The 12,809-nt window shown below is 72.9% G+C and carries 13 protein-coding genes and 1 pseudogene; 7 read left to right on the forward strand and 7 right to left on the reverse strand.

Going from position 1 to position 12,809, the window contains the following annotated elements; all coding sequences use genetic code 11:
* The first annotated feature begins 95 nt into the window (after positions 1 to 95).
* The gene (locus IE178_RS02990) at positions 96 to 626 is read left to right on the forward strand and encodes a hypothetical protein (RefSeq protein WP_184761929.1); all 531 of its coding nucleotides are present in this window, start codon (positions 96 to 98) and stop codon (positions 624 to 626) included.
* A gap of 74 nt (positions 627 to 700) precedes the next feature.
* On the opposite strand, the gene IE178_RS02995 is transcribed toward IE178_RS02990, so the two are convergent.
* From IE178_RS02995 to IE178_RS03005, 3 genes are all read right to left on the reverse strand, one after another.
* The gene (locus tag IE178_RS02995; protein ID WP_184761930.1) at positions 701 to 1,276 is read right to left on the reverse strand and encodes a PadR family transcriptional regulator; all 576 of its coding nucleotides are present in this window, start codon (positions 1,274 to 1,276) and stop codon (positions 701 to 703) included.
* 31 nt (positions 1,277 to 1,307) lie between these two features.
* Positions 1,308 to 3,323: an NADPH-dependent 2,4-dienoyl-CoA reductase gene (locus tag IE178_RS03000; protein ID WP_193511194.1), complete on the reverse strand. Its 2,016-nt coding sequence runs from the start codon at positions 3,321 to 3,323 to the stop codon at positions 1,308 to 1,310.
* Positions 3,324 to 3,436: 113 nt separating this feature from the next.
* A complete protein-coding gene (locus IE178_RS03005; protein ID WP_184761932.1) occupies positions 3,437 to 3,805 on the reverse strand; it encodes a hypothetical protein in 369 nt (122 codons plus the stop codon).
* Between the two features lie 251 nt (positions 3,806 to 4,056).
* Here IE178_RS03005 and IE178_RS03010 point away from each other — a divergent pair, with 251 nt between their 5' ends.
* Positions 4,057 to 6,138: a SpoIIE family protein phosphatase gene (locus IE178_RS03010; protein ID WP_184761933.1), complete on the forward strand. Its 2,082-nt coding sequence runs from the start codon at positions 4,057 to 4,059 to the stop codon at positions 6,136 to 6,138.
* Between the two features lie 10 nt (positions 6,139 to 6,148).
* Here the strand turns inward: IE178_RS03010 and IE178_RS03015 are convergent, their stop codons facing one another.
* The gene (locus IE178_RS03015; RefSeq protein ID WP_184761934.1) at positions 6,149 to 6,952 is read right to left on the reverse strand and encodes a putative protein N(5)-glutamine methyltransferase; all 804 of its coding nucleotides are present in this window, start codon (positions 6,950 to 6,952) and stop codon (positions 6,149 to 6,151) included.
* 200 nt (positions 6,953 to 7,152) lie between these two features.
* Between IE178_RS03015 and IE178_RS36860 the strand changes: the two are divergent.
* The 3 genes and pseudogenes from IE178_RS36860 to IE178_RS03025 form a co-directional block, all read left to right on the forward strand.
* Positions 7,153 to 7,333, forward strand: a pseudogene (locus tag IE178_RS36860) (MarR family transcriptional regulator); the annotation flags it as partial.
* A gap of 97 nt (positions 7,334 to 7,430) precedes the next feature.
* Positions 7,431 to 8,036 (forward strand): sulfite oxidase-like oxidoreductase, encoded by a 606-nt coding sequence (locus tag IE178_RS03020; protein ID WP_193511195.1) that lies wholly within the window; start codon positions 7,431 to 7,433, stop codon positions 8,034 to 8,036.
* Between the two features lie 4 nt (positions 8,037 to 8,040).
* Positions 8,041 to 8,826, forward strand: a complete 786-nt coding sequence (locus IE178_RS03025) for a ferredoxin reductase (RefSeq protein WP_193511456.1) — start codon at positions 8,041 to 8,043, stop codon at positions 8,824 to 8,826.
* Positions 8,827 to 9,096: 270 nt separating this feature from the next.
* Here IE178_RS03025 and IE178_RS03030 read toward each other — a convergent pair whose 3' ends face one another.
* Positions 9,097 to 9,330, reverse strand: coding sequence for a hypothetical protein (locus IE178_RS03030; protein WP_184761936.1), 234 nt, complete (start codon positions 9,328 to 9,330; stop codon positions 9,097 to 9,099).
* Between the two features lie 358 nt (positions 9,331 to 9,688).
* Here IE178_RS03030 and IE178_RS03035 point away from each other — a divergent pair, with 358 nt between their 5' ends.
* Both IE178_RS03035 and IE178_RS03040 read left to right on the forward strand, forming a co-directional pair.
* Complete coding sequence (locus tag IE178_RS03035; protein WP_184761937.1) at positions 9,689 to 10,657, forward strand: acetylxylan esterase; 969 nt, start codon at positions 9,689 to 9,691, stop codon at positions 10,655 to 10,657.
* 268 nt (positions 10,658 to 10,925) lie between these two features.
* The gene (locus IE178_RS03040) at positions 10,926 to 11,669 is read left to right on the forward strand and encodes a GntR family transcriptional regulator (RefSeq protein WP_193511196.1); all 744 of its coding nucleotides are present in this window, start codon (positions 10,926 to 10,928) and stop codon (positions 11,667 to 11,669) included.
* Here IE178_RS03040 and IE178_RS03045 read toward each other — a convergent pair.
* Both IE178_RS03045 and IE178_RS03050 read right to left on the reverse strand, forming a co-directional pair.
* Positions 11,647 to 12,021: a hypothetical protein gene (locus tag IE178_RS03045; protein ID WP_369075337.1), complete on the reverse strand. Its 375-nt coding sequence runs from the start codon at positions 12,019 to 12,021 to the stop codon at positions 11,647 to 11,649. The genes IE178_RS03040 and IE178_RS03045 overlap by 23 nt on opposite strands.
* A gap of 4 nt (positions 12,022 to 12,025) precedes the next feature.
* Complete coding sequence (locus tag IE178_RS03050; protein WP_193511197.1) at positions 12,026 to 12,754, reverse strand: class I SAM-dependent methyltransferase; 729 nt, start codon at positions 12,752 to 12,754, stop codon at positions 12,026 to 12,028.
* Positions 12,755 to 12,809: the final 55 nt, after the last annotated feature.

Below are 12,809 nucleotides of genomic sequence, written 5' to 3' on the forward strand. Positions count from 1 at the left end.
CTGCCCTTTGGCTGGCCTCGTGGCAGCACGGGCGCTCCCCGACCTCGGCGGCGCAAGGGATGTACCGCCGGCCGTGCCGCCGGAAGGCAGTCGACATGCGCAACTCGAAGCCACTGCTCCGCTCCGGTCCGACCGTGGCCGCCGCCACGCTCTGCCTCGCCCTGGCCGGTCCGGCCGCCGCGGGCCCCGGCATCTCCGTCAACACCACCGGGTCGACGGTCTCGGTCGCCACCAGTGCGTGCACCCAGATCAACGGCAACTGGGGCACCGCCTCGCTGCTCAACAGCAGCCAGACGAGCTTCTCGCAGGGCCGTCAGGCGGCGCTGTCGGGGACGAGCGCGGGACAGTCCGCCGCTTGGTCGAACGTCGGCGCGGGCACGTACACGGTGATCGTGATGTGCTCGAACGGCAGCACCGCGGGCAGACAGTCCGTCATCGTCACCCCGGCGCCCAGCCCGTCGGTCTCTCCCACGGCCTCGCCGTCCCGCGGAGTGATGGGCGGCATCGGCGGCAGCGCACAGGACTACGGCACGGTGACGATGGTGGCGGGCGGCGCGCTGGTCGGCACCGGCCTCCTCGCCACGGCCTATTACCTGCGCCGCCGCAACAAGCCGCACCATCTGTAGACCCGGCGCCGGCCGCCTTCACGTCCGACGCGCTCCGGTCGGGCGGCCGGCGTCGCCTCACCGCGGTCTGGGGGTCACGCCTCCCGCACGCCGGGCCGCCGCGGCTCCCCGGCGTCCGGCAGCCGCGCGAACTCCGACAGCGCGTGGTCGAGCCACTGGGTCCAGAAGGTCTCCAGGTCGATACCCGCCCGCAGCACCAGATGCCGCAGCCGGTCCTCCGGCCCGTCCTTGCCGGGCGGGAAGTCGCGCTGCTCGATCTCCAGGTACTTCGCCAACTGCCGTTCGTGCAGCTCGCGATGGCGCCGCAGATCGGCCTCCAGGCCCGCGGTGCCGACCACGGCCGCCGCCCTCAGCCGCAGCAGCATCACATCGCGGTGCGGCTTGGGGTCCTGGGACGCGGCGGTCCAGCGGGCCAGTTCGTCCCGCCCCGCCGGCAGCACCTCGTACGCCTTCTTCTGGCCCCGGGCCGGCTGCTCGGAGGGCAGGGCCCGGATCAGGCCCTGCGCCTCCAGCTTCCCCAGCTCGCGATAGATCTGCTGGTGCGTGGCGGACCAGAAGTAGCCGATCGACTTGTCGAACCGGCGGGTCAGCTCCAGCCCGGACGACGGCTTCTCGAGCAGGGCGGTGAGGATCGCGTGCGGGAGTGACATGCGCTCATCCTAGGGACGGGCCGGGCGTCCCCTACAGCGCCGCCGCCAGCTCCGTGCCCTGCTTGATGGCGCGCTTGGCGTCCAGTTCGGCGGCCACGTCGGCACCGCCGATCAGGTGGACGGCCCGTCCGGCGGCGACGAGCGTCTCGTACAGGTCGCGGCGCGGCTCCTGCCCGGTGCACAGGACGATCGAATCGACCTCCAGCACGGTGCTCTCACCGTCGACGGTGACGTGCAGTCCGGCGTCGTCGATCCGGTCGTAGCTCACCCCCGGGACCATGGTGACGCCGCGGTGCCTGAGTTCGGTGCGGTGGATCCAGCCGGTGGTCTTGCCCAGGCCGGCGCCGACCTTGGACGTCTTGCGCTGGAGCAGGTGGACGGTGCGCGGTGGGTTGGGGCGCTCGGGTGCGGCGAGCCCGCCGGGGGCGCGGTAGTCGAGGTCGACGCCCCACTGACGGAAGTACGTCTCGGGGTTCTCGTACGCCTTGTCGCCGCCGTCGGTGAGGAACTCGGCGACGTCGAAGCCGATGCCGCCCGCGCCGAGGATCGCGACCCGGTCGCCGACGGGGGCCCCGTCGCGGAGCACGTCGAGGTAGCCGAGCACGCTCGGATGGTCGATGCCGGGGATGTCGGGGACGCGCGGGGTGACGCCGGTGGCGACGACGACCTCGTCGTGGCCGGTCAGGTCGTCGGCGGTGACGCGTGTCTCCAGGCGCACGTCCACGGCCAGTTCGGTGAGCCGGGTGCGGAAGTAACGCAGGGTCTCGTCGAACTCCTGCTTTCCGGGGACCTTGCGGGCCACGTTGAGCTGGCCGCCGATCTCGCTCGCGGCGTCGAAGAGGGTGACGTCGTGGCCGCGTTCGGCGGCGCTCACCGCGCACGCGAGGCCGGCCGGCCCGGCGCCGACGACGGCGACGCGCTTGCGGCGCCGGGTCGGGGACAGCACCAGCTCGGTCTCGTGGCAGGCGCGCGGATTGACCAGGCAGGAGGTGATCTGCCCGCTGAAGGTGTGGTCGAGGCAGGCCTGGTTGCAGCCGATGCAGGTGTTGATCGCCTCGGGCCTGCCGTCGGCGGCCTTGGCCACGAAGTCCGGGTCGGCGAGCATCGGGCGGGCCATCGACACCATGTCCGCACAGCCCTCGGCGAGGAGTTGCTCGGCGAGTTCGGGGGTGTTGATGCGGTTGGTGGTGACCAGCGGGACCGCCACCTCGCCCATGAGCCTTTTGGTCACCCAGGTGTACGCGCCGCGCGGCACCGAGGTGGCGATGGTGGGGATGCGGGCCTCGTGCCAGCCGATGCCGGTGTTGATGAGGGTGGCGCCGGCCGCCTCCACGGCCTTGGCCAGCGTGATCACCTCGTCCAGCGTGGAGCCGCCGGGCACCAGGTCCAGCATGGAGAGCCGGTAGATGACGATGAAGTCCTCGCCGACCGCCTCGCGCACCCGGCGGACGATCTCCACGGGGAAGCGCATGCGGTTCTCGTAGGAGCCGCCCCAGCGGTCGGTGCGATGGTTGGTCTGCCGGGCGATGAACTCGTTGATCAGGTAGCCCTCGGAGCCCATGATCTCCACACCGTCGTACCCGGCCTGCCGGGCGAGGCGGGCGGCGCGGGCGTAGTCGTCGATGGTGCGCTCGACCTCGGCGTCGGTGAGCTCGCGGGGCGGGTAGGGGCTGATGGGGGCCTGGAGGGGGCTGGGGGCGACCAGGTCGCGGTGATAGGCGTACCGGCCGAAGTGCAGGATCTGCATCGCGATGCGGCCGCCCTCGCGGTGCACGGCGGCGGTGACGGCCCGGTGCTGGTCGGCCTCCGCCTCGGTGGTGAGCCTGGCGCCGCCCTCGTAGGGCCGCCCCTCGTCGTTGGGGGCGATGCCGCCGGTGACGATGAGGCCCACTCCCCCGCGGGCGCGGGCGGCGTAGAACTCGGCCATGCGCGAGAAGCCGCCCTCGGCCTCCTCCAGACCGACGTGCATGGAGCCCATGAGGACCCGGTTGGGCAGGGTGGTGAAGCCCAGGTCGAGGGGGGTCAGCAAGTGGGGGTAACGGCTCATCGGGCCCTCCGTGCACGCGGTGTCGTGCCTGTAGTTGTAAGGCACGCGCACCGCTTTATGCAACTAGTTGCATAAGCGTGACGGAGGGCACAGGGACACGGAGACCGGCAGCGTCACCGGCTTTCGAGACGGACGTGCAGTTCCTCCTCCTGATCCCCGGGCACCGTGCTCAGGTCGTGCACAGTGAACAGGGAGTCCAGGGTGGTGCGGAACCGGTCGATCGCCCAGTAGCCGCCGTGCACATCGGCGTCGACCGACGAGGACAGCCGGGCCGGCCGTGCGCCCTCGTGCGCGTCGGAGACGTCGAACGTGCCGAGCCAGACCGTCGGGCGGGTCTCGGAGAACTCCTCCGGTACGTCGTCGGAGCACCGGTCGGACGCGAAGCAGGCGCACAGCGTGTCGAAGACGATCCGGGCGTCGTCCTTGCTGCATCCACTGATCTCGACCGAGACGGATTCCGGGTGCGGTCGCTCACTGCCCATCGTGATCGCTCCTCTCGTATCCACGCCGCCTACCCCCATCCCCCGTCCCCACTCAGCAAAGCACCGGCCGCCGGTGAGCACTACCCGCGCGCCGCCGCCGTGGCGAGGACTTCGCGGGCGCCCGGCGCGATGGTGGGAGAAGCTGGGAACAGGACAGCGCGAGCAGCGGAGAACGGCCCCCCGCGCGGTACAACAAGGGGTGTCGGCATCGCGACGGCGTGCCGGAAGGATCGGCGAAGGCGGGGCGTGGGATGAGCGCAGCGGGGTCACCCCCCACCGACGGTGACGGGCCGGTACGCGGGCCGGTGCGTCCCAGCGGGCTGCTCGACGTGCTGCGCGTGGCCTCGGTGGTCCTGGACACCGAGGGCCGGATCATGCTGTGGAGCCCCCAGGCGGAGGAGCTGTTCGGGTACAACGCGCGGGAGGCGCTGGGCCAGTACGCCGCCCGGATCATGGTGCACGAAGAGCACCTGGACCTCGTGGTGAAGCTGTTCGCCGAAGTCATGCGGACCGGCCGCACCTGGGCGGGGGCCTTCCCGATCCGGCGCAAGGACGGCGGCACCCGGCTGGTGGAGTTCCGCAACATGCGGCTGCTGGACGACCGCGGGAAGGTGTACGCCCTCGGCCTCGCGGTGGACCAGTCGACCGTGCGCCGCCTGGAGCAGGACGTCGCCCTGTCCACCCGGATCGTCGCCCAGTCCCCCATCGGGCTGGCCGTGCTCGACGCCGATCTGCGGTACGTCTCCGTCAATCCGGCGCTGGAACAGATCAACGGCATCCCGGCCGACGATCACCTGGGCCGCACGATCCGGGAGGTGCTGCCGCTGGTGGACTCCGACGCGATCGAGGTCACCGCGCACCAGGTCCTGGACACCGGCCGGCCCTCCGTCGACCGGTTCATGACCGGACGTACCCCGGCCGATCCGGACGAGGACCACGCCTGGTCGGTCTCGCTGTACCGGCTGGAGAACGCGCTCGGCTCGGTGCTGGGTGTGGCCGTGTCGGTGGTGGACATCACCGAGCAGCACCGGGCGAGTATCGAGGCCGAGACCGCCCGGCGCCGGCTGGCCGTGATCGCCGACGCCACCACCCGGATCGGCACCACCCTGGAGCTGGACCGCACGGCCGGCGAGCTCGCCGACGTGGCCGTGCCGGAGCTGGCCGACGCCGCGGCCGTGGACCTGCTGGACGCGATGGTGCAGGGCCGGCGCAGCACCCTCGACCCCGCGGAGCCGGCGGTGATGCGGGCGCTGGCGGTCCGCCGGGGGGACGAGGCCGACGTGCTGTCGGCGGCCGATCCGCCGGGCCGCGTGACCCGGTACGCGCCGGACCGGCTGATCACCGAGTGCGTGCGCACCGGGCTGCCCGTGATGGTGCCGCGGGTGAAGGACGAGGATCTGGCGCGGATCGCCCGCTCACCGGAGGCGGCCGAGCTGCTGGCCCGGGCGGGTGTCCACTCGTATCTGGCGGTGCCGCTGATCGCGCGCGGGGAGGTGCTGGGCGCGCTCGACCTCACCCGCACCCGCAACCCCCGGCCGTTCGACGAGGACGATCTGCTGCTCGCGCGGGAGCTGGCGTCCCGCGCGGCCGTCCAGATCGACAACGCCCGCTGGTACCAGAACGCCCGCGACACCGCCCTCACCCTGCAGCGCAGTCTGCTGCCGAGCCATCCGTCCGTGACGGGCGGACTCGAGGTCGCCTCCCGCTACCAGCCGGCGGGCGCCACCAGTGAGGTGGGCGGCGACTGGTTCGACGTGATCCCGCTGGAGGGCGACAGGACGGCCCTCGTCGTGGGCGACGTGATGGGCAGCGGCATCCCCGCGGCGGCCACCATGGGCCGGCTGCGCACGGCGACCCACACCCTGGCCTCCCTGAACCTCGATCCGGCCGTGCTCCTGGAGCACCTGGACCGGATCACCGTCGGCCTGGACCAGGCCATCGCCACCTGTGTCTATGCCGTCCACGACCCCCGCGCGCGGCAGTGCGTCATCGCCAACGCCGGGCATCTGCCGCCGGCCCGGGTCCGTGCGGGTCATGCCGCCGAACTGCTCGATCTGCCCACCGGGGTGCCGCTGGGCGTGGGCGGTGTCGCGTTCTCCACGACCGTCGTCGAGCTGGATCCGGGCGACCGGCTGGTGTTCTACACCGACGGTCTCGTCGAGACGCGCCGGCACACCCTGGACGAGCGCCTGGACCGACTGCTCGCCCTGCTGGACGAGCCCGGTCACTCCCTGGAGGAGGTCTGCGACCTGCTCCTGCGCACGCTGCACGAACCCGACAACGCCGACGACGTGGCCCTGCTCATCGCCCGTGCGACGACACCGGACGCCTGAAGCGTCCTGCCTACGGCCCGACACCGATCACGACATGGGCGTACCGCTCCTCGCAGACCGCCAGGCGGGTCCGCAGCCCGGCGGCGGTGAAGGCGTCCGCGGCGGCGGGCGCCTGCCGACGGCTGGTCTCCACCAGGAGGCAGCCGCCGGGCGCGAGCCATCCGGGCGCCCCGGCGGCGACCCGGCGCAGCACGTCGAGGCCGTCCGCGCCGCCGTCGAGCGCGACACGCGGTTCGTGGTCGCGGGCCTCCGGGGGCAATAGGCCGATCTCGTCGCTGGGCACGTACGGCACGTTGGCCGCGAGGATGTCGACGCGGCCCCGCAGCTCTTCGGGGAGCGCCTCGAACAGGTCACCCGTGTGGACCTGTCCCCCCAGGCGGGCCACGTTGCGGCGGGCGCAGCGCACGGCGGCCGGGTCGATGTCGGCGGCGTGCAGGGCGACCTCGCGGAGTCCGGCCGCCAGGGCCGCGCCGACGGCGCCCGAGCCGCAGCACAGGTCCACGACGACGGCCGCGCCGGGCGCCTGCGCCAGGGCTTGTTCGACGAGGAACTCGGTGCGGCGGCGGGGTACGAAGACACCGGGTTCCACGGTGATGCGCCGACCGCGGAACTCCGCCCAGCCGACGACGAGTTCGAGGGGCAGCCCGGCTGCCCGGCGCTCGACCATCGAGGCGGCGTCCTGCGGGGTGCGGGCGGCGTCGAGGATCAACTCGGCCTCGTCCTCGGCGAAGACACAGCCCGCGGCGCGCAGCGCGGCCACGACGGCGTTCGGGGACGAAGAGGTGGGAAGAGGGGAGGGAGACGGAGACGGCATGTGCGGCAAGAGCCTTGAGCCTTTCGGGAGCCGAAGGGCGCTCTCGCGGTCACCTACTGCCGGTGGTCCGCGTCGCTTCGAGGTGAGAGCACCCGACCTGACACAGCGGTAATGGGTCTCACCTCCCTGGGCATCCCCGGCCGGGTCGGTCCGCGGCCGGACGGCCACACTACCCGACGATCTCCGCGGTTGTACGGCACATGCAGAGTTGGGGGACCGCACGGGGGGACGCGGCCGAGGCCGTGGAGGCCGGCCGGCGCGAGATGACGGCCTTCGCCCGCCGTGCCCGCGCGTCGGCCGGGCGTACGCACCCCGAGCTGTCGGGGGTGGTCGTGCGCGCTGCCGGGGCATCTTTCCGGCTCCCTGGCGGACCGGCGCACGGCGGCGTGACCGGCCTGGCACCACTCAGGGGGCGGGCACCGCGTACCGTTGAACACGGAAACACTTGAGCACCACTCGCAACGGAATCGCCGATCACGTGAACATCACCCGAGGCTTCACCGGCCGCCCCCGCGTGAACCATCCCGGTCTGCCGCCCGGTCAGTACGACGCGGGCGACGAATGGCCCGTCCTGTCCGCGGAGGTCACCCCCGACCTCGCGCCCGCCGACTGGACCTTCCGGATCGACGGGCTGGTGGCGGAGCCCCGCACCTGGGACTGGGAGCAGGCGCACGCGCTGCCGGCCTCGGCGTACGAGGGTGCCATCCACTGTGTGACGAGCTGGTCGAAGTTCGGGGTGCGGTTCGGCGGGGTCTCGCTGGACGCGTTCTTGGATGTGGTCCGGCCCCATGGGTCGGCGACACATGTGGTCGCGTACGCGCACACCGGGTACACCACCAGCCTGCCGCTCGCCGACGTGACCGGCGGCCGGGCCTGGATCGCCTGGGAGTACGACGGCCGGCCGCTGCCTGCCGAGCACGGCGGTCCGGCGCGGCTGCTGGTGCCCCATCTGTACTTCTGGAAGAGCGCCAAGTGGATCGCCGGCCTGCGGCTCCTCGACCACGACGAGCCGGGCTTCTGGGAGGGCAACGGCTACCACGCACGTGGCAACCCCTGGGAGGAGCAGCGGTACTCCGGTGACTGAGCAGATGACGCAGACGACGCAGACGACGCCGCCCGCGCCGGAGCGCTTCACTCCGCCGACGCGGTTCGCCGTGCCCGGACGCATCGGTGTGAGCGAGCAGGCCGCGTCCGTGTGGCGCACGGCCACACTCACCCGGATCCACCGCGAGACCCCGCGCGCGGCGACGTTCCGGTTCGCGGTGCCCGGGTGGCCGGGGCATGTGCCCGGTCAGCACCTGATGCTGCGGCTGACCGCGGAGGACGGTTATGTGGCCCAGCGCCACTACTCCATCGCGTCCCCGCCCGATGACTCGGGGCACATCGAACTGACCCTGGACCATGTCGAGGGCGGCGAGGTGTCCGGCTGGTTCCACACGGTGGCCCGTCCGGGTGACCGTGTGGAGGTGCGCGGCCCGCTCAGCGGCTTCTTCGCCTGGCCCGGCGACCGGCCCGCGCTGCTGGTGGGCGCCGGCTCCGGTGTGGTGCCGCTGATGTCGATGGTGCGGCACCACCGGGCCCGGGGCCTGGCCCTGCCGCTGCGGCTGCTGGTGTCGGCGCGCGGTCCCGAGGAGCTGATCTACGCGCGCGAGTTGGGCGCGGAGACCACCGCGGTGTTCACGCGGAGCGCGCCGGAAGGTGTGGCGGTCGGACGTATGGCGGCCGCACATGTGGCGCCGCTCATGGCCGAGCGGCCTCCCGGTGGATGGGAGGCCTATGTGTGTGGATCCAACTCCTTCGCCGAGCACGCCTCGAGGCTTCTCGTGGCGGCCGGGCAGCCCGTGGACCGGATCCGCATCGAGCGCTTCGGCTGACCGACGCCGCGGTGTCGGGGAGACCTGCGCCCGTGCTGCCGTCATGGCTGACCGAACCGCTACGACCAGAAGTCGTCGTGCGCCGCCGGGTCGGTCGTCACCACCCAGCCCTCGTCGCGGGCGGTCTCGGATGGTCATGGCCGCACACGTCGAGCCCGCGTTCGCCTCGCGGGAAAGGGCCCGGCCCTCCGTCGCGCCGGCCCTCCGGCGACCCGTTTCCGGTCCCCGGTCCCGCCCGACTTCGCCCGGTGGAGAGCGGTGCGGCAGGTCTCACGACTCGACATGGCCAGGGCTCGCCGGACCCTCCGCAGCCCGGGCCGCGCCCTCCCCCAGTGCCCGCCTGCCGGTACGGCCGGCCACGGCCTGGCGGTCGACGTCGGCCCCGCCCTGGCCCGGGGAGACCCTCTCGACGGGCAGCAGCCGCGTGGACGGTTCCACGGCCGGGGGCGTCGTACTGGCGGAGGCTTCCGGACCGGTGCCGAGTCGGCGGCGCATTGTGCTCATGCCGGGCACCCTCCCATGGGAAGGCCACTCCCCGGGGCTCGACCGCGCGCATTTCCACCGACTCTCCTCCGGACGGCGACCCGCGGAGTCCTCACCGTAAGCGGTGGCTCCTCGGAGGTGGCGGCTTCTTTCCGCCGCCCGGCTCGCGGCCGGCGCGCCCTCTGCGCGGAGGGAACCGGAGGGTTCCCTCGTGGAAACCGGGAGTCGTTGTGCCCCGGCCCACCGATCAGGATCACCCTGGAGCAACCGCTTTCTAGGCATCCCACCTGCAAGTTTCCAGAGCACCTCTGGCGATTTCCCCGGCGCTCCACGTACGGTGTCATCGCTTCGCACGGTCTCTTCACGAAGGCGGTCCCCGATGGCCCAGTTCGACCTTCCCCTCGACGAACTACGCGAGTACCGCAGCGCGTCCGCCGCACCCGAGGACTTCGACGTGTTCTGGTCCAAGACGCTCCAGGAGGCGCGCGAGCACGAGCTGGACGCCCGCTTCGAGCCGGTCGACACCGGGCTGTCCACGGTGCGGGTCTTCGACGTGACGTTCGCCGGTTTCGGCGGCCACCCGGTCAAGGGCTGGCTGACGCTTCCCGCCGGCGCCGACACCCCGCTGCCGCTGGTGGTGGAGTTCATCGGCTACGGGGGCGGCCGCGGGCTGCCCCACGAACATCTGCTGTGGGCGTCCACGGGCCGCGCCCACTTCGTGATGGACACCCGGGGCCAGGGCAGCGCCTGGGGCGCCGGCGGCGGCACCGAGGACCCCGTGGGCGGCGGGCCGGCGTACCCCGGATTCATGACGCGCGGCATCGACGGGCCCGAGAACTACTACTACCGCCGGGTGTTCACGGACGCCGTGCGCGCGGTGGAGGCGGCGCGTTCGCACCCGCTGACCGACGCGAGCCGCACGGTGGCCGTCGGCGCCAGCCAGGGCGGCGGCATCACCCTCGCGGTGGGCGGTCTGGTCCCGGATCTTGCGGGCATCGCGCCCGACGTGCCCTTCCTGTGCGACTTCCCGCGCGCGGCGACGCTCACGGACCGGCACCCGTACCGGGAGATCGGCCTCTACCTCAAGACGCACCGCGGCCGCACCGAGGAGGCGCTGCGCACCCTGTCCTACTTCGACGGTGTGCACTTCGCCGCCCGCGGCCGGTCCCCCGCCCTGTTCTCGGCGGCCCTGGAGGACCAGACCTGCCCGCCCTCGACGGTCTTCGGGGCGTTCAACGCCTGGGCGCACGACGACAAGGCGATCGAGGTGTACGACTTCAACGACCACGAGGGCGGCGGCCCCTTCCAGGAGGCGGCCAAGCTGCGCTGGATGCGCTCGTACATCTGAGGCCGCCCGGGGCCGTCCGGGGAGGCCGCGCGGGCCACGGCGCGACGGGGAGCCGGCCACCCGCCGCCTTTCGGTCATGGCGGCGGCGGCGACCCGCGCGGCGCTCCGGGCCCGGAAGCGGGACGTCATGGGCGTACGAGAGGGTGGCGCCCGGTGCCGTTCCGGCCGAAGTGCCGGGACCCTCTTCCCTCGTGGTTTAGACCAATGCTAGATGTGGTGGCGCTACGAGCCCGCACGGCTACCGAACGTCACCAACAGGAGGCGCGGCATGGCCCGCACCACCCCGCACGACCACCCGATCACCGAAGGGGAGCCCCTCTACCGGCGGATCGCTACGAAGCTGCTCGGCGAACTGCGCGACGGGACCATCCCGCCCGGCGAACGCCTCCCCGGCGAGCGGCACCTGGCCGAGCACTTCGAGGTCAGCCGGGAGACCGTACGGCAGGCGCTGCAGATGCTGCGCCGCGACGGGCTGGTCTCCACCGACCGGCGGGGCAGCCACGCCACGCTGCCCGGCCCGCCGGTGGAGACGCCCGCCTCGTCCGGCTTCCCGGTCGGCGCCCGGTGGTCCACCCGGTCCGCGGTGACCAGGGCCACCGTCGCCTGGGAGGTTCCGCCACCCGGGCACGCCGAGGCCCTGCTGGTGGCTCCCGCCCGGCCGACACTGGTCCACCGCTACTGGTCCGCTTCGGCCGACGGGCGGGAACTGCGGACGGCCGTGACCTCGTTCTCCGCCGTGGCGCTCGCGGAGGTCCAGGAGCTGGGCCGCTACCGCGACCGCGCCGACGGCACCGGCGCCGCCGAGCTGCGGCGGGCCTACGACTGGATGCGCAGGGCGGGCCTGACGCTGCACCACCGCGACACGATCACGCGGATCGCGGGGACGCCGTCGGTTCGGGTCACCCGGCGGGTGCACGACCAGCACGCCCGCCCACTGGAGATCACCGAGCTGGTCATGGACGCCCAACAGGACGCCCTGGTCTACGAGTTCACCGTACCGGCCGCGGTCTGACCGGGCGTGCCGGGTCCCGCCGTTCCCGGATCACGCGGGCCTGGCGGCCCGTCGCCAGCAGTCTCCGGCCGGCCGACCACACCGCACCGTCGTCGACCGCCCAGCCGCCGCCCGCGTGCCCGGTGCGGATACGGACGAGCGCCCAGCCCCGCGGAGCCGCGTGAAGTGGAGGGTCAGTTCGGCGGTGGGCACCGGGCGCGGGGTGCGCCAGCGGGCGTACAGGGCCGGCGGCAGGACGTCGGCGAGGGTGGTGACCGCGGCGGCGTCGAGGGCCCGGCCGGTCACGTGACCCACCCCAGCCTGGTGAGTTCGACAATCCAACGCATGAGTACCCTTGGGTTGGCAAATCCAACTCGCTAGCCCTCCGGTCGCCGCGCCACGACCAGCCGGACCCTGGGGCTACCGTCCCGGCGCTGCCCGAATTCGGGCAGCGCCCAGAACTCCACCAGGAACCCGGCCCGGGTCAGCTCGCGCCACATGTCGCCGAAGCGGAAGGCGCGGTAGTACATGACGAACGGCGGACGCCGGACGGCATTGCGCACGCGCATCACGGCGTCGAACCCCAGCAGCATCCCGTAGGTGAGTGAGCCCGGCCGGGGCGGCGCCACCACCGGGAAGACGAAGCGTCCCCCCGGCCGCAGCACCGAGTGGACCTGCGCGAACAGGCCCGGCAGCTCTCGCGGCAGAAAGTGGCCGAAGGCCCCGAAACTGACCACCAGGTCGAAGACCGGCCCGAACGGCAGCGACCGGGCGTCCGCCCGCACCCAGGTGACCGGCGGCCCCGGCGGCCGCGTGCGCGCCCGCGCGATGTCCAGCATGCCGGTACTGAAGTCCACCCCGGTGACGGTCTCCTCGCACACCTGTCTCAGCACATCGACGCCCGCCCCCGTGCCGCAGCACAGATCGAGCCCCGAGCCGAAGGGCCCCGTCCGCCACAGCGCCGAGGCGGTGGCGTCGAGCACCGAATCGGGCGTGCGGAAGGGAGTGTGGTCGAACTTCGGCGCGAGGAGGTCGTAGCCGCGTTCCACGGACGACAGGGCCTGGACGGCGAGTTCACGCAGGCGGGGGCCTTCGGGGCTGAACATCGGTTCAGCCTATGGCCTGTCTGACCATTCCCGCCTGCCTCGCGACGCCATGCAC

Source organism: Streptomyces griseoloalbus (genome assembly GCA_014650015.1).
GTDB classification, from domain to species: Bacteria; Actinomycetota; Actinomycetes; order Streptomycetales; family Streptomycetaceae; genus Streptomyces; species Streptomyces griseoloalbus.

Bases quoted from the DNA above. Each gene is read 5' to 3' on its own strand.
- IE178_RS02990 (WP_184761929.1), top strand. From the start codon at position 96: ATGCGCAACTCGAAGCCACTGCTCCGCTCCGGTCCGACCGTGGCCGCC.
- IE178_RS03000 (WP_193511194.1), bottom strand. From the start codon at position 3,323: ATGAGCCGTTACCCCCACTTGCTGACCCCCCTCGACCTGGGCTTCACC.
- IE178_RS03050 (WP_193511197.1), bottom strand. From the start codon at position 12,754: ATGTTCAGCCCCGAAGGCCCCCGCCTGCGTGAACTCGCCGTCCAGGCC.
- IE178_RS02995 (WP_184761930.1), bottom strand. From the start codon at position 1,276: ATGTCACTCCCGCACGCGATCCTCACCGCCCTGCTCGAGAAGCCGTCG.
- IE178_RS03040 (WP_193511196.1), top strand. From the start codon at position 10,926: ATGGCCCGCACCACCCCGCACGACCACCCGATCACCGAAGGGGAGCCC.
- IE178_RS03015 (WP_184761934.1), bottom strand. From the start codon at position 6,952: ATGCCGTCTCCGTCTCCCTCCCCTCTTCCCACCTCTTCGTCCCCGAAC.
- IE178_RS03010 (WP_184761933.1), top strand. From the start codon at position 4,057: ATGAGCGCAGCGGGGTCACCCCCCACCGACGGTGACGGGCCGGTACGC.
- IE178_RS03035 (WP_184761937.1), top strand. From the start codon at position 9,689: ATGGCCCAGTTCGACCTTCCCCTCGACGAACTACGCGAGTACCGCAGC.
- IE178_RS03030 (WP_184761936.1), bottom strand. From the start codon at position 9,330: ATGAGCACAATGCGCCGCCGACTCGGCACCGGTCCGGAAGCCTCCGCC.
- IE178_RS03005 (WP_184761932.1), bottom strand. From the start codon at position 3,805: ATGGGCAGTGAGCGACCGCACCCGGAATCCGTCTCGGTCGAGATCAGT.
- IE178_RS03025 (WP_193511456.1), top strand. From the start codon at position 8,041: ATGACGCAGACGACGCAGACGACGCCGCCCGCGCCGGAGCGCTTCACT.